The organism is Candidatus Thiodictyon syntrophicum, assembly GCF_002813775.1.
GTDB classification, from domain to species: domain Bacteria; phylum Pseudomonadota; class Gammaproteobacteria; order Chromatiales; family Chromatiaceae; genus Thiodictyon; species Thiodictyon syntrophicum.
The window spans coordinates 20,514-39,415 of sequence record NZ_CP020370.1 but is presented as its reverse complement, the minus strand read 5'-3'; the positions used below and the strand labels follow the sequence as shown (position 1 = coordinate 39,415).

General features: G+C 66.4%; 18 protein-coding genes. 6 read left to right on the top strand and 12 right to left on the bottom strand.

What is annotated here, in order from left to right:
• Positions 1-29: 29 nt before the first annotated feature.
• The 8 genes from THSYN_RS00170 to THSYN_RS00135 form a co-directional block, all read right to left on the bottom strand.
• Positions 30-899 carry a PEP-CTERM sorting domain-containing protein gene (locus THSYN_RS00170; RefSeq protein ID WP_100917349.1) on the bottom strand — a complete coding sequence of 290 codons (870 nt, stop codon included), beginning with the start codon at positions 897-899 and terminating at the stop codon, positions 30-32.
• A 165-nt stretch (positions 900-1,064) separates the two neighbouring features.
• The gene (locus THSYN_RS00165; protein WP_100917348.1) at positions 1,065-1,610 is read right to left on the bottom strand and encodes a Uma2 family endonuclease; all 546 of its coding nucleotides are present in this window, start codon (positions 1,608-1,610) and stop codon (positions 1,065-1,067) included.
• Positions 1,611-1,690: 80 nt separating this feature from the next.
• Positions 1,691-2,899 carry a type II secretion system F family protein gene (locus THSYN_RS00160; protein ID WP_100917347.1) on the bottom strand — a complete coding sequence of 403 codons (1,209 nt, stop codon included), beginning with the start codon at positions 2,897-2,899 and terminating at the stop codon, positions 1,691-1,693.
• Positions 2,900-3,198: 299 nt separating this feature from the next.
• Positions 3,199-5,091 (bottom strand): type II secretion system ATPase GspE, encoded by a 1,893-nt coding sequence (gene gspE / locus THSYN_RS00155; protein WP_172965210.1) that lies wholly within the window; start codon positions 5,089-5,091, stop codon positions 3,199-3,201.
• Positions 5,091-7,034, bottom strand: a complete 1,944-nt coding sequence (locus THSYN_RS00150; RefSeq protein ID WP_100917346.1) for a polysaccharide biosynthesis protein — start codon at positions 7,032-7,034, stop codon at positions 5,091-5,093. The genes gspE and THSYN_RS00150 overlap by 1 nt, the downstream gene beginning before the upstream one ends.
• A gap of 13 nt (positions 7,035-7,047) precedes the next feature.
• Complete coding sequence (locus THSYN_RS00145) at positions 7,048-8,115, bottom strand: MraY family glycosyltransferase (protein WP_335582484.1); 1,068 nt, start codon at positions 8,113-8,115, stop codon at positions 7,048-7,050.
• Positions 8,116-8,145: 30 nt separating this feature from the next.
• Entirely contained in the window at positions 8,146-8,700 is a 555-nt protein-coding gene (locus THSYN_RS00140) for a DJ-1 family glyoxalase III (protein WP_100917344.1), read from the bottom strand.
• Between the two features lie 222 nt (positions 8,701-8,922).
• Positions 8,923-10,362, bottom strand: coding sequence for a S41 family peptidase (locus THSYN_RS00135; RefSeq protein WP_100917343.1), 1,440 nt, complete (start codon positions 10,360-10,362; stop codon positions 8,923-8,925).
• A gap of 345 nt (positions 10,363-10,707) precedes the next feature.
• On the opposite strand from THSYN_RS00135, the gene THSYN_RS00130 reads away from it, so the two are divergent.
• The 4 genes from THSYN_RS00130 to THSYN_RS00115 all read left to right on the top strand — a co-directional run bounded on the left by THSYN_RS00130 (position 10,708) and on the right by THSYN_RS00115 (position 13,091).
• Positions 10,708-10,950, top strand: coding sequence for an ArsR/SmtB family transcription factor (locus tag THSYN_RS00130; RefSeq protein ID WP_236848999.1), 243 nt, complete (start codon positions 10,708-10,710; stop codon positions 10,948-10,950).
• 147 nt (positions 10,951-11,097) lie between these two features.
• A complete protein-coding gene (locus THSYN_RS00125) occupies positions 11,098-11,526 on the top strand; it encodes a rhodanese-like domain-containing protein (protein ID WP_100917341.1) in 429 nt (142 codons plus the stop codon).
• Positions 11,527-11,583: 57 nt separating this feature from the next.
• Positions 11,584-12,054 (top strand): protein-export chaperone SecB, encoded by a 471-nt coding sequence (gene secB, locus THSYN_RS00120; RefSeq protein WP_100917340.1) that lies wholly within the window; start codon positions 11,584-11,586, stop codon positions 12,052-12,054.
• Positions 12,051-13,091, top strand: a complete 1,041-nt coding sequence (locus THSYN_RS00115; RefSeq protein ID WP_236848753.1) for an NAD(P)H-dependent glycerol-3-phosphate dehydrogenase — start codon at positions 12,051-12,053, stop codon at positions 13,089-13,091. Before secB ends, THSYN_RS00115 begins: the two co-directional genes overlap by 4 nt.
• Here the strand turns inward: THSYN_RS00115 and THSYN_RS00110 are convergent.
• Both THSYN_RS00110 and THSYN_RS00105 read right to left on the bottom strand, forming a co-directional pair.
• Positions 13,088-13,879: a M48 family metallopeptidase gene (locus THSYN_RS00110; protein WP_100917339.1), complete on the bottom strand. Its 792-nt coding sequence runs from the start codon at positions 13,877-13,879 to the stop codon at positions 13,088-13,090. The genes THSYN_RS00115 and THSYN_RS00110 overlap by 4 nt on opposite strands.
• Positions 13,866-17,033, bottom strand: a complete 3,168-nt coding sequence (locus THSYN_RS00105) for a type I restriction endonuclease subunit R (RefSeq protein ID WP_100917338.1) — start codon at positions 17,031-17,033, stop codon at positions 13,866-13,868. Before THSYN_RS00105 ends, THSYN_RS00110 begins: the two co-directional genes overlap by 14 nt.
• Before the next feature lie 359 nt (positions 17,034-17,392).
• Here THSYN_RS00105 and THSYN_RS00100 point away from each other — a divergent pair, with 359 nt between their 5' ends.
• Together THSYN_RS00100 and THSYN_RS00095 are read left to right on the top strand one after the other, a co-directional pair.
• Positions 17,393-17,698, top strand: coding sequence for a hypothetical protein (locus THSYN_RS00100; protein ID WP_157817370.1), 306 nt, complete (start codon positions 17,393-17,395; stop codon positions 17,696-17,698).
• Positions 17,695-17,940 carry a hypothetical protein gene (locus THSYN_RS00095; protein WP_100917336.1) on the top strand — a complete coding sequence of 82 codons (246 nt, stop codon included), beginning with the start codon at positions 17,695-17,697 and terminating at the stop codon, positions 17,938-17,940. The genes THSYN_RS00100 and THSYN_RS00095 overlap by 4 nt, the downstream gene beginning before the upstream one ends.
• Positions 17,941-17,978: 38 nt before the next feature.
• Here the strand turns inward: THSYN_RS00095 and THSYN_RS00090 are convergent, their stop codons facing one another.
• Together THSYN_RS00090 and THSYN_RS00085 are read right to left on the bottom strand one after the other, a co-directional pair.
• Positions 17,979-18,248 carry a FitA-like ribbon-helix-helix domain-containing protein gene (locus THSYN_RS00090; protein WP_100917335.1) on the bottom strand — a complete coding sequence of 90 codons (270 nt, stop codon included), beginning with the start codon at positions 18,246-18,248 and terminating at the stop codon, positions 17,979-17,981.
• Between the two features lie 16 nt (positions 18,249-18,264).
• The gene (locus THSYN_RS00085; protein WP_100917334.1) at positions 18,265-18,768 is read right to left on the bottom strand and encodes a restriction endonuclease subunit S; all 504 of its coding nucleotides are present in this window, start codon (positions 18,766-18,768) and stop codon (positions 18,265-18,267) included.
• Positions 18,769-18,902: the final 134 nt, after the last annotated feature.

Genomic DNA, 18,902 nt, shown 5'->3' with positions numbered 1-18,902 from the left:
TGGACTGCGGTCCCTCGCTTCGGTTGGGATCAATTCGCAGGTTGCGGGCGGCGGCGCCGACGCAGCGCCCTCAGTCCCGCTAACCCGATGCCAAACAGGACCATGGCGGCTGGCTCGGGGGCGGCGTTCTGCGTCTCAACCGAGGTGATGGAGAGAAAGGTGCTGAGGGTGGCCGAGGAGGCGGAACCCGTGCCGGCAGAACCATTCAGAGTCCACGAAAGGTCGTGCAGGCTGGGGTCGAAGATGACCGATTGACCGGCGAGCAGGGTGATCGCAAAGCTTGCAGAGCCCGTTTCCGTCATTACCCCGCCAAAGATTCCGTTCGACACGCCCCCATTTTTGTTTCCAAAGAGGGTATCACTCATCAGGTCGGTGAAGAACAGGGTCTGGCCGGCGTCCCGATCGAACACGGAAAAGTTGGAGTGGGCGTAGGCATCTGAACCGCTCGAGTTTACCCTGTTGTCGAAAGTAATGGTGAAAGTGATTTTATAGGTGTCGGTGGCGGAGTGGTTTGCCACAGTGAGGCCGATATCGATTCCGGTACCGTACGAACCAGCGTCATCTGCCAATGCGTTACCTGAGAAATCGAAGCCGTCACCCAGCTCGGTAAGGTTGCCGTTCAATGGGTTACTGCCGGTGATGGAGGCATCAATGAAGGTGCTGGAGGTGGATGCCCCGCCCTGGATGACCTTCATATCGCCGCTTTGGGTACCCGTACCAGTCAGGTTGGACTGAGCATAGCCCGTGTCGTAGCTGACGCTGCCCGTAATGGACAGGTTGCCATTTAAAGGCACGGCCTGGACCACCGGCGGGGCGAGCACGATGCCGAACAGGCCCAGAAAGACGACGATCCCTCTCGACGGACACCACCGAGCGGTCGTGCATCGGCTGATCTTCATCTTGCTTCCCTCTTCGTAGGTTGATCGGATGGTTTGAATTGCACGCGCGTTTCACGCCGGAACCAATCACGCCACCAACTCATTCGCCCCTGTCGTAATCGGTACTATCCCCCGGGCCGCCGATGCCGAGCAGGGCGCCGATCGCGTTTGACGCCGCTCGCCGGCTCACTCGCCCAAGAGATAAGCGAGATCCAGTTCGATCTCATCGAAGGGCGGGATGCGCGCCCGCACCGGCTCGGAGAGGGTCGCGATGACCCGATAGTGATCACCGTCGAGCCGGTAGGCGACCAGCGTGCGGTCCTCGGGCCAGATCAGCCAGTAAAAGGGCACACGGTGGCGTTGCAGGAGCAGAAAGATCGTCAATGTGTCCTTGCGCTCGTGCCCGGGGGAGAGGATCTCGCACACCCAGTCGGGCGTCAGCTCAATGACGCCGTGCGGGCGCTCGGGCATACGCTCGTTGCGCCAACCGGCCAGGTCATGGCTGGGGCACTGGTGGAGGTCGTAGTTGACGCTGACCTCGGTGATGATCCACCAACCGCCGGGGCCGGACTTGCGGTCGCAGGGACCCAGTTCGACCCCGGCACGGTGCTGCACGATCCCGTGCTCGGCGCGCGCCATGGGGCGGCGGACGATCTCCCCGTTGATCAACTCGACCCGCTCCTCGGGGCTCTCCATCAGGTCGGCGATGGTACTGAGTTTGTATGCTTCCATCCGATGCACCCTCGTGGTCGATGGCCGGACAGCGTTCATGCTAGGACGATCCAGGCGGATTGTCGACCGCCGCGCTGCCCTCACCCCACCAGTTCATTCGCCCCCAAAATCGCCATCAGGATGGAGATGATGATGCCGGCGACCACCACGCCCAGGCCGATGATGAGCACCGGCTCCAGGAGCGTCAGCATGGACTGGACGCTATTGCGGGTCTCCCGGTCATAGATGTTGGCGACCTTGGCGAGCATGGCGTCGAGTGCGCCGGATTCCTCGCCGACGCGGATCATCTGCAGGGCCAGGTCCGGCAGGGCCTTGAGCCGGACCAGGGGGCCGGCGAGGCCGCGGCCGTGTTTGAGGTCCTCACCCGCCTCGTCCAGGAGATGGGAGATCTTGCGGTTGCTGACCACCTCCTTGGCCAGTGTCAGGGCGCTCAAGAGCGGCAGGCCGTTCTTGAGCAGGGTGGCGAGGGTGTGGGCGAGGCGCGCGGTCTCCATCTTCCAGATCAGGTCGCCGAAGAGCGGCAGACCGAGGATGCGGTGGTCCAGGCGGTCACGGACCTGCTCGTCCTGCATCCAGCGCTCCAAGACCAGGGCGATCAGGGCCACGGCGGCGAGCATGGCCCACCAGTAGTTGCGGAAGAGGTCGCCGGCGCCCACGACGATCCGGGTCGACAGCGGCAGGGCCGCGCCCATGTCCTGGAACAGGGCGGTGAACTGGGGCACCACGAAGACCAGGAGCAGGATGACCGAGGTGAAGGCGACAAAGAGCAGGATCGAGGGGTAGACCAGGGCGGAGGTGACGGTCTGGCGCAGCTCCGCGGTCCGCTCCAGGTAGTCGGCCAGGCGATCCAGGACCTGATCCAGGGCGCCGCCGGCCTCCCCCGCCTTGACCATGTTGATATACAGGCGCGGGAACTGGCCCTCCTGGGCCTCCAGGGCACTGGAGAAGGTGGCGCCGCCGCGCACCCGGTCTTGCAGGTCGGAGAGGACCCGCACCAGGTGGCCCTCCGGGGTCAGTTCGATCAAGACCTGCAGCGAACGGTCCAAGGTCAGACCGGCCTCGATCAGGGTGGCGAGTTCCCGGGTCAGGATGCCGATCTCTTTCTGGTTCAGGCGGCGGCGCCGGGTGCGGCCCAGGCGGGCGCGCAGGCCCCCGGCGGAGCGGGTCTCCAACGGCAGCAGGCCCTGGGCCTGGAGGGCACTGATGACGGCGGCCTCGTCGGCCGCCTCCAACTCGCCCTCTACCGCTTCGCCGTCGAGCTTGACGGCTTTATAGAAATATTTGGGCACGGTTGATCCTGAAAAAGGCGATTAAGCCGCAATTGAACGCGAATGATCAGCGCGACGGCACAAAGGATGGGTATCGCTGCGCTCTACCCATCCTACGGGAATACGTCTCCGGTCGCTGCGCGGGGCCTTGATCATAATCCCGGCCACTGCACCGACTGCGAGGCGGGTGGTCCGCACAGCGGACCCTACGGGCGCGGGGCCGTAGGGTCCGCTGTGCGGACCGGCGACCTCACTCCTGGCAGGGTCGCCGAGGTTATGATCAAGGCCGCTGCGCGGTGTCACGGGTGCGTTCTCCCCGGCTAATCGTCTTCAGCAACCCGCAGCACTTCTTCCACCGTGGTGCGCCCGTCCATGGCCTTGCGCAGGCCGTCCTCGTACATGGTGGCCATGCCTTCGTCCATGGCCACGCGCTGGATCGCGGAGGCGGTGGCGTGGCTCAGCACCAGCTTGCGGATGGTGTCGGTCATCAGCAGCACCTCGGAGATGACCAGCCGGCCGCGATAGCCGCTGCCGTTGCACAGTTCGCAGCCGCCGGGGCGATAGAGCCGGATGGGGCCGGGACCCTCCGGCTGGAAGCGGGTGAAGCGGGCGGCGAGTTCGGGCAGGGCGTCGTAGGGCTCGCGGCAGTGGGGGCAGAGGCTGCGCACCAGGCGCTGGCCCAGGATGCCGTTGATGGTGGAGGTCAGGAGATAGTCCTCGACCCCCATGTCCAAGAGGCGGGTCACGCCGCTCGCCGCGTCGTTGGTGTGCAGGGTGGACAGGACCACATGGCCGGTGAGGGCCGACTGCACGGCGATGCGGGCGGTCTCCAGGTCGCGCATCTCACCGACCATGATGATGTCCGGGTCCTGGCGCACGATGGCGCGCAGGGCCCCAGCGAAGGTCATGCCGATGGCGGACTTGACCTGGATCTGGTTGATGCCGGGGAGCTGGTACTCCACCGGGTCCTCGACCGTGATGATCTTGCGCTCCTGGGTGTTGAGCCGGGACAGCGCGGTGTAGAGGGTCGTGCTCTTGCCGGAGCCGGTGGGGCCCGTAACCAGCAGGATGCCGTAGGGCTGCTCCAGGATCTCGATCAGGCGTTGGCGCGGGGAGCCGTCGAAGCCCAGGGCGTCGAAGTCGAAACGCACGCTCTCCTTGTCGAGCAGGCGCATGACCACGCTCTCACCGAACATGGTGGGGACGGTGGAGACGCGCAGGTCCAGCTCCCGGCCCTGGACGCGAACCGGGATGCGTCCGTCCTGGGGCAGGCGGCGCTCGGCGATATTGAGCTTGGCCATGATCTTGACACGCGAGATCACCGCCGCGGTGGAGCGCACCGGGGGGGCATCGACCTCCTTCAGGATGCCGTCGATGCGATAGCGGACCTTGAGCTCATCGGCGAAGGGCTCGATGTGGATGTCCGAGGCGCGGGACTCCACCGCCTTCTGAATCAGGTGGTTGACCATGCGGATCACCGGGGCCTCGCTGGCCAGGTCCTTCAGGTGCTCGATGTCCTCGTCGTCGAAGTCGCCGTAGTCGGGCTCGGCATCCGGGTCGGGCCCGGCCTGCTTCTCGTAGAGCCGGGCGAGCGCGAGCTCAATCTCGGAGGGCAGGCCGATGACCCCCTCCACCCGCTTGCCGGCCGCCATGGCGACCGCGGCCAGCACATAGGGGTCCACGGCGTCCGCCACGGCGACGCGCAGGTGCTCGTCGTCCTCGGCCATCGGCAGCACCCGGGCGTCTTTCAGGAAGCGCAGGCTGAAGACGCCCTCGGCGACGGGTTCGGAGGGGAACTGCGAGGAGTCGGCCAGGGGCAGGCCCAGGACCTCGCTCGCGGCCTGGGCCATGTCCCGCTCCGAGACCAGGCCCAGGCGCACCAGCATCCGCAGCAGGGGCTCGCCGCCGTCGTCGGCCAGGCGCCGCGCGCGCGCCAGGTCGCCGGGGGTGAGCTTGCCGCGCCCGTGCAGGGCCGCCACGATGCGGGCCTCCGGCGGGCGTTCGGTCGCGCCCGGATGGTCGGCCAGGTCCTTGGTCTCATCGGCGCTCGCATCAGGGGCCTCCGCGAGCGTCGCGGCGGGGGGCGCCGCGGCGGCCGAGGGCCCGTCGAACGGCGGCGGGTCCAGCTCAACTGGGTCCGGCAAGCCGGGGTCGCGATCGTCGCGGGTACCGGCGATGGCCGGGAAGTCCTCCAACAGGGTCTCGTCGCGCATCACTGGGTCCCCTCGGCACTGTGCACCGCGGCCGCCGCCGCCGCTGGTTCGAGGCGCGGCGCGACGCGTGCCGCAGCGTCCGATTCGTCGCGCCAATCCGGGATCAGGCGCCGCAGCAGACCCCGTAACTCCGCCGCCGAGCCGTCCTCGCAGGCGCGCCGCAGTTCGACGAGCCAGTCGCCACCGAGCCCGAGACGGTCGGCGAGCACGGCATGAACACCCCGGGCGACGCGGATCTTGGGGTGGCTGGTGGGGATCAGGTCCTCGCAGGCGTAGAACAATTCCTCGAAGAGCTTCTCCCCGGGCCGCAACCCCACGTACTGGATCGGGACCTCCCGGCCGGGCTCGCGCCCGGAGAGCCGGATCATCTGCTCGGCCAGGTAGCGGATCTTCACCGGCTCGCCCATGTCGAGCACGAAGACCTCACCGCCGTCGCCGATCACCGCCGCCTGCATGATCAACTGACAGGCCTCGGGGATGGTCATGAAGAAGCGTTCGATCTCCGGGTGGGTCACGGTCACCGGACCGCCGCGTTCGATCTGGCGCCGGAACAGCGGCACCACGCTGCCCGCGGACCCCAGGACGTTGCCGAAGCGCACGGTGATGAAGCGGGTCCCGACCCCAGACGTGCGCCGTTGGCGGTCAAGCGTCTGACACAGGGCCTCGGCGGCGCGCTTGGTCGCCCCCATGACGTTGGCGGGATTGACCGCCTTGTCGGTGGAGATCAGGACGAAGCGCTCGCAACCCCAGGCACAGGCGGCCTCGGCGACCACCGAGGTGCCGATGACGTTGTTGCGCACCGCCGCCCGCAACTGGTCCTCCAACATCGGCACGTGCTTGTAGGCCGCGGCGTGGAAGACGATGTGGGGAAGCTGCGCCTGGAACAGGCTGGTAACGGCGGCCGTGTCGGTCACGTCGAGCAGATGGCGCGAGAAGTCGAGTCCCGGGTGGCCCTCGCGCAGTTCCAGCTCGATCTGGTACAGATTGAACTCGCCCTGGTCCACGAGGATCAGGCGCTCAGGCCCGGCGCCGGCGATCTGCCGGACCAGTTCGGAACCGATCGAGCCCCCGGCCCCGGTCACCAGGATCGCCCGCCCGGCGAGACCGGCGCGGATGCCTTCCCAGTCCAGGGTGATGGGGTCGCGCCCCAGCAGGTCCTCAATGGAGACCGGGCGCAGTTGGCTGATGCTCACCTGCCCGGTCATCAGATTGCCGAGCTGGGGCACGGTCCGAAAGGGCTTGCCGGCCTGTTCGCAGAGACCCACCAGGGCCTGCATCTCCCGCGCCCCGGCGGTCGGGACCGCGAGCAGGACCAGGTCGATGTCGCGCGCGGCGACCAGGCGCGGGATATCGGCGCTGCCGCCCAGAATCGGCACGCCGTGGACCTCGCCACCCTGGCGCCGCGGCTTGTCATCGACGAAACCGGCCGGAAAATAGGCGTGCGCGGGGTCGCGCAGCATGTCGCGGGCGAGATTCTCCCCGGCCCGATTGGCACCCACGATCAGCACCCGCAGGCCTGAGCGCAGATTGAGCCGGTGGTCCTTGAACCAGCGGTAGAAGAGGCGCGGACCGGAGAGCAGGACGACCTGCAGCCCGAAGAACAGCACCGGCACCGAGCGCGGGATCAGATAGGAGCGGTTGATCACGAAGAGCGCCACCAGCACCAGGGCCGTGCCGGCCAGGGCGGCATTAGTGATACGCACCAGATCCGGCAGCGAGGCGAAACGCCAGACCCCGCGATAGAGGCCCAGCACCCAATAGACCGACCCCTGGATCAGGATGACCCAGGGCAGGGCCGCCAGCGCCCCCTGGAGAAAGTCGGGCGGGATGGTGCCCAGATTGAAGCGCAGCCAATAGGCGAGGAACCAGGCGAGCGGAACCATCAGCAGGTCGTGCACCATGGCCGCGGTCCGGGAGCGCAGGCGGTCGAACAGAGGGCGCATCCTCAGCTCATCCTCACTGCGGGGACCCCTGGCGCTCGGCCAGGCGCACGCGCAGATGGATCAGTGCGTAGATGATCGCCCAGGCCAGCAGCAGTTGCCATTGCTGCGGCGGCGCCAACCCCGGCGCCGCGACCGCGCCGGCGGCGACGGCCGCCATCAGGGCGTAGGCGCGCAGTACCGTCGTGCGGTGGCCCCAGCCGGCGAGCACCAGGCGCTGGTAGTGGTGGCTGCGATGGGCCTCCCAGACCCGCTCCCCGCGGGCCAGGCGCCGGGCCAGGGTCCAGGTGGCATCGACGATGAAGGGGGAGAAGGCGAGCCAGGCGACCCACAGCGGAAAGAGTTGCGCGGAAGCACCCCAGAGCGAAAACCCCGCGGCCAGCAGCCCAAGGGTGGAGGAGCCCAGATCCCCCAGGAAGATCCGGGCCGGGGGGAAGTTGCTGAGGAGGAAACCCGCCGCCGCGGCGACCACGGCGGCCGCGGCCAGGGCGAAGGCCGGATCACCGGCGCGCCAACCCAGGACGGCGAGGGCGCCGAAACCGAACAGGGCCATGCCGCCGGCAAAGCCGTCCATCCCGTCCATGAAGTTGTACAGATTCACCATCCAGACCACGTAAAGCACCGAGAGCAGGCCGCCGAGCGCCGCCGGCAAGGGCCAGTCGAGGCCCGGCAGGGTCAGGGAGTCCCAGGCGCACCCGCCCGCCAGCAGGACCAGGGCCGCACCGACATGGACCGCGAGCCGCAGGCGCCGCGACACATGGCCCAGGTCGTCGAACAGTGACACCACCGCGACCGGGAGCGCGGCCGCGGCGATCCACCAGAGCGCGGTCGGGACCGCCCCGCCGCCCCAGCCCAGGGCCAGCGTCGCCAGCAGGCCAAGGAGGACCGCCAGACCGCCGCTGCGCGGGACCGGGACCTGGTGCAGGGAGCGCGCGTTGGGGTGGTCGAGCAGGGCAGCGGTCCCGGGCGGGCGGCCCGCCAGCCAGCGCGCCGCGACCGCGCTCAGGAGAAAGGCGACCGCCAGCACGGCCAGCCCCGGCAGGTCCAGGGTCATGAGGGTGGGCTCATGTTGCGCATGACTCACCGGGCGCTGCGCGCGCTGGGACTGGCGGCGTCATGGGGCGCGCACGAGCTGCGACGCGACGTCCCGGCGGCGGCCCTCACCCATCAACAGTTCGATCAGGCACAGGGCGAAGTCCATGGCGGTCCCCGGGCCGCGCGAGGTCACGATCGAGCCGTCGACCACTACCGGGTCAGCGACCAGGGTCAACTGGGGGAACTCGGCGACGCTAAGGCTTCCGGGGTAGGCCGTCGCCCGCTTGCCGTCGAGCAGGCCCGCCACGGCCAGGACCTTGGGGGCGGCACAGATGGCCGCAACGAGGCGCCCGGCAGCGGCCTGGCGGCGCAGCAGGGCCAGGACCCGCTGGTCCTCTTCGAGGTGGCGGGCGCCCGGCAGGCCGCCGGGCAACACCACCAGGTCGAAGGTCTGCCCCTGCTCGGCCTCCAGGGTGCTGTCGGGCACCAGCACGGTTCCGCGGCTGGCGGTCACCGCCCCATCCGCAAGCCCGGCGGTCACCACCTCGACGGCGGCGCGCCGCAGCAGGTCGATGACCGTGACCGCCTCCAGTTCCTCGCAACCCTGGGCGAGTAAAATCAGTGCTCTTGGCATGGGAAAGCTCCTGTGTTGTTGATCGACCCCGCCCAAAGGCTTGCCGCGCGCCTCAGCCAAACGAAGAGTATTTGGCCGCAAATGAACGCGAATAAGCGCAAATAGATCGGCTGCTGAGAGATGCCCTGGGGTGGACCCGACGGGTACCGGGCAGAATACGGTAGCACGATGATTATTTGCGTCTATTTGCGTTCATTTGCGGCTCAACCCTGCTGTCTGGGGTTAGTTGCCCTTACTGCGGCCCAGGATCGTCAACCCCTTGAGCACGTTCAGGGCCTCGGCAAGCTGGAGGTCTTCGGCCGCGAGGGTCTTTTTCTTGTCGTCGGCCTTCGCCTCGTCGGGCGGCGGCGGGGAATCGAGATGGCGCCGCAGGTCCGACTCCTTCACCGAGCCGACCTCCGACTCCTCTCTGGGTTTGAACTCCCCGCGCTCCAGTACGACGTCCGGGGCTATGCCCTGGGCCTGGATGGAGCGCCCGGAGGGCGTGTAATAGCGCGCGGTGGTGAGCTTGAGCGCGGTGGTCTCATCGATCGGGACTATGGTCTGGACGGACCCCTTGCCGAAGGTCTGGGTCCCCATGATCAGGGCCCGTTTGTGGTCCTGCAGTGCGCCGGCCACGATCTCCGAGGCCGAGGCGCTGCCGCCGTTGACCAGCACCACCAGGGGGGCGCCGCCGAGCACATCGTCCGGGCCGGCCTTGAACTGGAGCTTGGAGTCCGGCAGCCGACCCTGGGTATACACAATCAACCCGTCGGTGATAAAGGCGTCGCTCACCCCCACGGCCGCGTTCAGCACCCCCCCGGGGTTGTTGCGAAGGTCTAGGATCAGGCCCTTGATCTCACCTTTGTTTTCCTTCTTCAGGGCCTCGATCGCGGTGCGCATGTCCTCGGTGGTGCGCGCCTGGAACTGGCTCAGGCGCAGATAGCCGAAGCCCGGCTCCAGGGTGCGGCTCTTGACGCTCGCCACATGGATGATGTCGCGCTGCACCTTCACCTCCAGGGGTCGGCCCTCGCTGCCGCGCATGATGGTGAGGCGGATCTCGGTGCCGGGCTTGCCGCGCATCAGGTTGACCGCCTCATTGAGGGCGAGGCCCTTGACCGGCTTGTCGTCGATGCGGGTGATCAGGTCCCCGGCCTGGAGCCCGGCGCGCTGGGCCGGGGTGTCGTCGATCGGGGAGATGATCTTCACGAACCCGTCGTCGATCCCGACCTCGATGCCGAGGCCGCCGAACTCGCCGGTGGTACCCACCTGGATCTCCCGGTACTCGTCCTTGTCCAGGTAGGACGAGTGCGGATCGAGCCCCGAGAGCATACCGCGGATGGCGCTCTCCAGCAGGGTCTTGTCCTTCACGCCCTCGACATAATCGTCCTTGATGCGTTCGTAGACCTCGGCGAAGGTGCGCAGGTCGTCGAGGGGCAAGGCGTCGGCCGCCGCGGGGGCGGGGGTGGAGCTGGGTTCCGCCGCGGGGGTGGGCACCGCCGCGGGTGCGGGTGCCACCACTGGTGCGGGCTCCGCCGCGGGGGCGGGTGCCACCACTGGAGCGGGTGCCGCCGCGGGGGCGGCACCCGCCGGCGGCTCCGCCAGGGCGACGCCCACGCAGGCCGTGGCCGCGCCGACGATGCCGATCCAGGTCAGGAGTCTGTGATAAGTGGGTGTGGGCATAGTCTTGCGGGTCCGGATACCGGGTGAAGGGGGTGTGGCACGGGGTTAGCGGCCAGGATGCCGAACATTCTAAATGGGTGCGGGGGGCCGCGGGGCCTAGACCGGCCGCAAGTATAGTCCGAGCCCGCGGCCGGCGCGGGCGGCGCCTGCATCCCGGCGCTTCGCAAGGACCGAAAAAAAGCTTATTATCGTATTGTGAAAAATTTATCCAGCACCCACGCGACGGTCAGCCCCGCGAGTCAAGCGCCTCAACCGGTGTTGAATGACCCCGGTGAAGGAGCCGACGCGACGAGCCTCTTCGCGGACGACGAGGACATCGAGCGCGCCTCCCGCTCGCTCAAGGCCATGTCCCACCCACTGCGCCTGAAGATCCTCTGCACCTTGGGTGAGCAGGAGGTCAGCGTCCAGGACATCGTCGACCACGTCGGCACCTCCCAGAGCAACATCTCCCAGCACCTCGCCATCCTGCGCGACAAGGGCATCCTGGCCTCGCGCAAGGACGCCAACCGGGTCTTCTACCGGGTGGGCGACGCCCGCACACTGCGCCTCATCGGCATGATGCGTGAGGTGTTCTGCCAGCACGCCTGAAGCGGCTGGCCGGCGCGTCCCGGAGTGACTCCCGCGCCCGCCCTCCTTATACTGCGCCCACCAGGTCGCCGTCGGCCGCCCGGCGACGCCCTGGCGAGACCGCCCAGCGGGCGGCCCCCTTCCCATCCATTCAGAGAATCAAGCCCGATGCAGGTCAGCCAACTGTTTGAGTTCGTCGTCCACAATTGGTACCTGTTCGTCGCGCTCGTCGTGATCCTGGGGCTCTTGATCCACAATCTGATCGTCGGGGAGCGCGGCAACGTCGAGCCCCTGGGGGCCACCGAGATGATCAACCACAAGGACGCGACGGTGATCGACGTGCGCTCGGCGGCCGACTTCGCCGCCGGTCATATCGTCAACGCGGTCAACATCCCGATGAACGGCTTCAAGAACCAACTGGCGGTCCTTGGCAAGTACAAGGGCAAGCCGATCATCGTCAACTGTCGGTCGGGCGGCCAGTCCGGGGCCGCGTGCGAACACCTGCGCAAGCAGGGTTTCGAGGAGGTCTACAACCTCAAGGGCGGCATCCTCGCCTGGCAGGCGGCGAACCTGCCGCTGTCGCGCAAGAAGCGCTGAGTCGAGGCCCCCGTTGCCCCTTCGTCCCCGACACTAACGTCACTAGCAAGGTATTCCATGGCCGAGAACGATCAGACCAACCTGGAGCGGCAGTTCGCCGTCCAACGCACCTACCTCAAGGACCTGTCCTTCGAGTCGCCCAATGCGCCGGAGGTCTTCCGCGGCGAGTGGAAGCCGCAAAACGAGCTCAATCTCAACACCAAGGTCAACCGGCTCGACGAGCAGACCTACGAGGTGGTGCTGTCCGTCACCGTCACGGCCAAGGTCGGCGACAAGACGGCCTTCATCGTCGAGGTCCACCAGGCCGGCATCTTCACCCTGGGGGGGTTCTCGGAGGAGGAACTGGGCCCCATGCTCGGCGCCTATTGCCCCAACCTGCTGTTCCCCTACGCACGCGAGGCCGTGTCCGACCTGGTGACCAAGGGCAGCTTCCCGCAACTGGTCCTCCAGCATGTCAGCTTCGACGCCCTGTTCGCCCAACACCAGCAACAGGCGGCGGCGGAGGCCGAAGGGGCGCGGCAGCATTGAGCGACCGGGTGCTGAGTGACCCGGTAGCGAGTGACCCGGTGGGCATCGACATCGCCGTCCTCGGGTCCGGGTCCTGGGGGACGGCGCTCGCGATCCAGTTGTGCCGCAACGGCCATCGGGTCCGGCTCTGGGGCAACGAGTCGGACCAGATCGCCGAACTGCGCGCCCACGGGGAGAACCGGCGCTTCCTCCCCGGCGTCCCCTTCCCCCCGGGGCTGGTGCCCCAGCAATCGCTGGAGGAGACCCTGTCCGGCGCCGCCGCCTGCCTGGCGGTGGTGCCGAGCCACGCCTTCGCCGAGGTGATCACGGCCCTGGGCACGCGCCTGCCGCGGGGCATCGGGCTCGCCTGGGCGACCAAGGGGCTGGAGCCCCAGAGCGGCGCACTCTTGCACACCCTGGCCGAGCGGGGCCTGCCGGGCGAGAGCCTGGCGATCGTCTCGGGACCCAGCTTTGCCCGCGAGGTCGCCATAGGGCTGCCCACGGCGGTCACCGTGGCCTCCGAGGACCAGGCATTTGCCCGCCGCACCGCGGGCCTGCTCCATGGCGGGCGCTTCCGCGCCTACACCAGTTCAGACCTGGTGGGCGTGGAGATCTGCGGCGCCGCCAAGAACGTACTGGCCATCGCCACCGGCATCGCCGACGGCCTCGGCTTCGGGGCCAATAGCCGTGCCGCCTTGATCACCCGCGGCCTGAGCGAATTGATCCGGCTCGGCGCCGCCTTGGGCGGTCGACCCGAGACCTTCATGGGCCTGGCCGGGGTCGGCGACCTGGTCCTGACCTGCACCGACGATCAATCGCGCAACCGCCGCCTCGGCCTGGCCCTGGCGCGGGGCGCCAGCGTCGCGCAGGCGCGGGCGGCCATCGGACAGGAGGTCGAGGGCGTGATCACGGCCGCGGCCGTACGCACCCTCGCCCACCGCCTGGGGGTCGAGATGCCGATCAGCGAACAGGTTTATCAGGTGCTTTATGAGGGGGTGCCGCCGCTGGCGGCCACGGCGGCGCTGCTGGAGCGGGAGCCGAAGGCGGAGTTTGGCTAAGGCTGACCAATATCTTCCTGTGCCACGGCCGCGATGCAGTCGGCCATGATGAGCCGGTCCGCGTTGGCTACCAGCCACTGCCGCGCACGATCCGAATTCGGGCATAAGCTCTGCACCGTCAGCCAGAACCGCTGCGAATGGTCGGGGATGGCCAGATGCACGACCTCGTGGGTGACGATGTAGCGCAGCACGAAGTCAGGCGCCATCACCAGGCGCCAGTTGAACGACAGGTTGCCGAGCCCCGAACAATTCCCCCACTTGGTGCGCTGATCCATGATGTAGACCTTGCCGGGCACGCGCTTCACGCGCTGGCTCAATTCACTCACGTATGGCTCGATGTGCGCGCGCGCCCGCTTGCGCAGCCAGTTCTCCAAGGATCGCGCGGGTGGCGTTTGCGAGTACGGCCCGGTGGTGACCTGAATCTCCCCGTCTTGGAGCGCGACCCGGTTCGGAGCCAGCCAGGTGTCGAGACGCACTACTTGGACCGGGATGGTCTCCCCGCCCAGGAGCACCTGACCGAGCACCCGATGGTCCGGCCGCCGCACTGCCAGCCGACGCTGCGCGCGCTCCAGTTGCTCCAGCACCCAAACCGCGTTGGCGGTGAGAAAAGCGAATCCTTCGCCGTCGGTGCGGCGCTCCGGTACGATCAACTCCACCTCGTCGGGCTTGCTGACCTTGATCCGGAGTCGGGTGGCGGCCTTGGAGCGCACCAGCCGACACGTCAGTTCCCGCCCGCCGAGCGAGACCTGGTGCAAGACACTGGGGCGGATCGCCTCAGCGGGCGGCATCAATGGTCACCAATTCATTAAGGGCCGGTTCCAGGAATGGCGGGTTGACGTCGGCCGAATCGAAGCCCAGGGCGGCATAGTCCGGGTTCCAGGATTCGGCCAGGAGCGAATCCTCCACCCGCATCCGCCCGCCCTTGGAACTACTCCAACCCGGCAGCAATAACTGGTTGTCGCGCAGATGCGCTACCATCCGGCGGGCGCAAGTCGCCAGATAGACCGTATCCTTGCCGGCAGCAAACTGGCGCAGGACCACGAACAATGCGTATTCGCCGGGCAGGGTGAGGTACAGGGCGCCTGGCTCCTCGACGCGTTGGACGGCTTCGTCGGCGATGTCCCGCAGGGCCTTCAGCCGCTCTTCAGCCGCCTTGTCCGCCGCGTCCTTGTTGGCCTTGATCCGCGCCAGCCGCTCACCCAACTGCCGATAGGTAAAACCGCCACCCGCGTCCTCGGTAAGCTCTGCCGTCAGCATCGCCTCCAGCGCGGCCGCCTTGTCGGCAGCGCTGGGCAGGTCGTCGAGCTTGCCCAGGTAATCCTTATCGATCCTGAAGACCGGCAAGGCCATGGCCAGATCCATGAAGGTGGTGTTCTGCTGGATCAACGCGCGGGTCTTGGCCGAAAGTTCGCCATAGGTGGCACTCGAGGCCGCGCCGCGTTGGCGGCGGCGGTAGGCGATGTAGATGCCACAGAGCCAACTATAGACATACCGGTGCTCATACAGGCACGGATCGGGCGATACCGCCTCCCACAGACGCTCCAGGCTCTTGAAGTTGACCTCAAACACTTTGGCTGCATCGGGGTCCTTGAGGGCGCGCAGGGCGGCCAGCAGGCAGTCGCGGGTGTCGCTGATCCGGATGCCTTTGAAGGTCTCCAGACAGCGCGCCACCTCCCCCGGCACCGTCGCCTTCAGGGCCTCCCAGTCGATCAACGCCTCCTCGCGGATGTTCTCGTCGAAGTTGAGCGCCTTGGCCAGGTTGGCGAACACGCCGAAGTAATCCACCACTAGGCCGGTACGCTTGTCCATGGCCGGCAGCGGCCGGTTGGTACGGGCGATGGCTTGCAGCAGGTTGTGGTCGCGCAGCGGCTTATCCAGGTACATCACCTGCTCCACCGGCGCATCGAAACCCGTCAGCAGCCGGTCGCAGACGATTAGAATCTTGAGCGGCGGGCGCCACTGGTCACGCACCTCGCCGTAGCGCTCCCGGTTCCACTCTTCCCATTGTGGCGGTGTCAGCTTGAAGTAGTCGATCAAGTCGTCCTGCTTCTGCTTACCGTAATGGAAACGGGTCAGGTCGGGGTCGTCGTTCTGGGCCTCGGAGATGATGACGTCCGACCAATCGGGCGGCAGTCCGCGCGCCTTGAGCTTGGTGTCCAGTGCGTCCTTGAAGCGGGCGCAGGCAATGCGGTCCACACCCACCAGTTGCGCCTTGAAACCGCTCGGGTCGGGGTAGGCGAGGAAGTGCTCCAGCATCTTGGCTGTGACGATCTCCACCCGGTCCGGGTGGCGGGCCAGCTCTTTCCACTGCGAACGTTGGCGCTGGATCAGGTCCTTCGCCGCTTCGTCCTCGACCTCCATCTCCGTGCACATCTGCTCAAAGCCGACATTCAGGGCCTTCTCATCGACGATGAAGGGCACCTTGTCCCGCAGGTAGTGCACCTCCAGGGTGGCGCCGTCCTTGATCGCGCGCTTGATGCCGTAATAGCTGAGATAACGCTCCTGCTGGCCGTCGATCACCGGGCCGAAGTCGCGATGGGTGTTGGTCATCGCCCGGTCGATGGGCGTCCCGGTGAGGCCGAAGCGGAAGGCGTTGGGCAGCTTCACGCGCATGGTCATGGCGTAGCTGTCCGCGGTGCCGCCTTTTTGAGAGCGGTGGCACTCGTCCACCAGGGTGATGATGTTGTCCTCCGCCAGCGGCTTCAGGTCACCCATCTGCTGGAAGGATTGAAGGGTGGTGACGAAGGTGCCACGCTGGGGCTGCCGCGAGCCGCGCAGGATGGCCTTCAAGTCCTGGACGCCCAGCGCCTTGCGTACGCCGGGGAAGTCACAGGCGTCGAAATCGTCGGCAATCTGGGTCTTCAGGTCGCGCCGGTCCACCACGATCAGGATAGTCGGGTTGTTCAACCCCAGGAGTCGGGCGAGCTTGTAGGCGGCGAAGATCATCGTCAGACTCTTGCCGGACCCCTGGGTGTGCCACACCAGACCGGTGCGGTCCTGGGCGCCGACCGGCTTGCCGATCAGCGCCAGGATGCGGTCCACGATGTCGTTCACCGCCTCGAACTGCTGATAGCGGGCCACCTTCTTGATGGTGCGCCCCTTCTTGGTCTCGAACACGACGAAGTGTTGCAGAAAGTCGAGCACATGGCAGGGCGCCAGTCGCAGCAGGCCCTTGACCGGCAATTCCAGCGGATCGTCCGGGTCGTCCGCCGCCGGGTCATTCCACCAACCTTTCACGTCCGGGTATTTGGAGAGCCAGGAACCCCAGGTGTCGAGGTGCCGCTCGATCGCGTCCTGGTCGGCGTCCCGGCGCAGCACGGTGCCGTAGCGAAAGGCGTCCTCGTCGGCAGCCACGCAGAACACATTTGGCGCCAGCATCAGGGGTGCCTGGCGCTGGTAACGGTGCAGTTGGTGCACCGTCTCGGTCCAGTCCTTGCCGCTGCTGACATAGCTCTTGTACTCGGCGATCACCAGCGGGATGCCGTTGACCAGCAACACGGTATCGTCACGGCACTGCTTCACCCCCTGCACCCGGTACTGGTTGGTGGCGGTGAAGTCGTTGAGGTGCTGGCGCTCCGGCTCGAAGGCGATGAACTGCACCGTGGTCGCGTCCGCCCCCGGCGTCAACTCTACCCGCGCCCCGTCGCGCAGCAGGTCCAGCGTCTCGCGGTTGGCGGTCAACCGGTCGGGCTTGCCCATCGCCTGGCGCAGGGCCTGCACCGCGAGCAGGGCTTGTGCGTCGGTGGTGACCTGCGGGTTAATGCGCCGGATCGCCGCGACCAGCAGGGACTCCACCAGCGGGTCTATCGGCGGGCGCCCGAAGGCCGCCATCGCCGACTCGTCGCGGTAGGTCCAGCCCAAGCCCTGGTTGCCGGGGGTGGCGCTGCCGTGGCCGGAGAGCCAGGCGATGACGGGGAGTTCGACGTAGCCGGATTCGCTCATGGTTCAGTTGTTCCCAATCAAAGAGCTATCAAATGAAATACTTTCTACATCAGCATTTTAGCCTACCGCGACACACCAGGGCTTTGCTAACCTCTTTGTTAGCTGCCGGTCTTCGAGGCGATCCTAAGAATGCCAGCTCGTTGTTTTTCCGGTATATCATGGCGAGAGGCGATTGGCGTCGAAGCTCAGCCGGGGCGTAGGTCGAGTTAGCGGAGCGTAACCCGACAGCCAGGTTGCCTTGTCGGGTTGCGGCGTGCGGCATCTTCGGTGTAGACGGCAAGTCCCGAAGGGCGCACCTAACCCGACCTACAGGCCGCGGGCTCGACAAGGGCTGCGCGCGGGAATCGAGCCGAACCGCCATGTTATACTCAACCTTGATGAAATCATCGGCCTACGAGATCGCAAAGTCAGGCGGGCGCCACGCGGGCTTTCTGCTCGGACATGCGACGAAATCGACCGGTGAGGTGACGCGTGCGATCCGCTCGTTGCGCAATCAGGTCGAAGTCCACCGAGACAAGATCGCAAACCCGCTGAAATGGGTATCGCCTGAGCTTCCCGAGCGTCAACTCAGCCACCTCGTCAACCAGTATTGGCCGAAAGAGATCGCCAACTTTACCGAGCAAATTGAAATCCTGGAGCAAATTCTAGCGGAGGCCGATCCATGAGCAAACAGCAAGACGCACTGCTGGTCCTGGAGGAGACCGCCCAGTCTCTGAAAGACGCGGCTGGGGCCTTGGATGCGTCGTCCGCCTATGACGAAGGGCGTCTGATGGGCTATTACGAGGCACTGTCAACGCTCTTGTCACAGTGTGCCGCGCTGGACATCACGCCGGCCGATCTGCATCTTGGTGCGGATTTTCGTCCGGAATCGCTGTTGCGGCCGTCTTCCGTTGCCCGCGCCGCGTAGGTCGGGTTAGCGGAGCTTAACCCGACTGTCAGATTGCCTTACGCGGGCCAACCGTTTTCGTCATAACCGACGATCTCATCCGCGCTTCGCGAGTCAAGCTCCGGTAATGCGGCACAGCGTCGGCTGATATCGATGATCGCCGCAAATCGCTCCTCGGGTGACTGCGGGGCCGGTGCGGCGCCCTTCGCCAAAAGCTGTTCCAACAGGAGAATGACCTCTTTGTCGATGGGCCAATGGTGGATGGTCGCCCGCTGCTGTAACCGTTGATGAAGCGTTTCCGGGACATCGTGCAGGGTGATTGTGGGCATGGTCACTCTTGCCTGTTCATGGGGATAACGTAAGGTCGCAATCGCTGACCCGCACGGCGCCGGTGAGCAGGTCGTGCATCAGGGATTTTTTGAGTTGCTCCAGACTCTTGAGCACCGGGCCGTAACAACGTACCCGCTCATCGGCCTGTTCCAACAGGGCGGCGATCTGGTGTTGTTCTTCAAGTCCGGCCGCTCCTGTCGGAATCGGGATCAGCGCCTTGCCAAGATTCTTGGCGTTGATATTGACTTGTTGTACGCCAGGCGTTGCGTAACGCTTGATGCGGCACTGTGCCGGATAGGCGCTTAGCACTTGGCCCAGATAATAGTTGTCGATCTGCTCTACGTCCGGATGCAGCCGAATTAGGTACGACGCAAAGACAGCAGGCGCATCAGACCGATATACTCCGACTTTCCCGACGTGCTCCTGGGAGTTCGTCCGATTGAAAAGAACATCGCCCCTTTTCAGCAGGTAGCGGTCAAGCAGTTTTGGCGGTAGTGTGACGTACTTCAGGTCGTCCATCAGCACATCACCATGCTAAATGTTGCCCATTCGGAGAATTGGTGTCGCACCCTTTAGGTGCATCGGCAGTGAAAGGCCGTACTCGAAATTCTTTACGACCGCATTGACCGGTCTCGCATCCCAGGATTGCGGAA

Bases quoted from the DNA above. Each gene is read 5' to 3' on its own strand.
- secB (WP_100917340.1), top strand. From the start codon at position 11,584: ATGGCCGAGAACGATCAGACCAACCTGGAGCGGCAGTTCGCCGTCCAA.
- THSYN_RS00150 (WP_100917346.1), bottom strand. From the start codon at position 7,034: ATGCGCCCTCTGTTCGACCGCCTGCGCTCCCGGACCGCGGCCATGGTG.
- THSYN_RS00165 (WP_100917348.1), bottom strand. From the start codon at position 1,610: ATGGAAGCATACAAACTCAGTACCATCGCCGACCTGATGGAGAGCCCC.
- THSYN_RS00110 (WP_100917339.1), bottom strand. From the start codon at position 13,879: ATGCCGCCCGCTGAGGCGATCCGCCCCAGTGTCTTGCACCAGGTCTCG.
- THSYN_RS00135 (WP_100917343.1), bottom strand. From the start codon at position 10,362: ATGCCCACACCCACTTATCACAGACTCCTGACCTGGATCGGCATCGTC.
- THSYN_RS00090 (WP_100917335.1), bottom strand. From the start codon at position 18,248: ATGCCCACAATCACCCTGCACGATGTCCCGGAAACGCTTCATCAACGG.
- THSYN_RS00100 (WP_157817370.1), top strand. From the start codon at position 17,393: ATGTTATACTCAACCTTGATGAAATCATCGGCCTACGAGATCGCAAAG.
- THSYN_RS00095 (WP_100917336.1), top strand. From the start codon at position 17,695: ATGAGCAAACAGCAAGACGCACTGCTGGTCCTGGAGGAGACCGCCCAG.
- gspE (WP_172965210.1), bottom strand. From the start codon at position 5,091: ATGCGCGACGAGACCCTGTTGGAGGACTTCCCGGCCATCGCCGGTACC.
- THSYN_RS00130 (WP_236848999.1), top strand. From the start codon at position 10,708: ATGTCCCACCCACTGCGCCTGAAGATCCTCTGCACCTTGGGTGAGCAG.
- THSYN_RS00105 (WP_100917338.1), bottom strand. From the start codon at position 17,033: ATGAGCGAATCCGGCTACGTCGAACTCCCCGTCATCGCCTGGCTCTCC.
- THSYN_RS00125 (WP_100917341.1), top strand. From the start codon at position 11,098: ATGCAGGTCAGCCAACTGTTTGAGTTCGTCGTCCACAATTGGTACCTG.
- THSYN_RS00085 (WP_100917334.1), bottom strand. From the start codon at position 18,768: ATGGACGACCTGAAGTACGTCACACTACCGCCAAAACTGCTTGACCGC.
- THSYN_RS00140 (WP_100917344.1), bottom strand. From the start codon at position 8,700: ATGCCAAGAGCACTGATTTTACTCGCCCAGGGTTGCGAGGAACTGGAG.
- THSYN_RS00170 (WP_100917349.1), bottom strand. From the start codon at position 899: ATGAAGATCAGCCGATGCACGACCGCTCGGTGGTGTCCGTCGAGAGGG.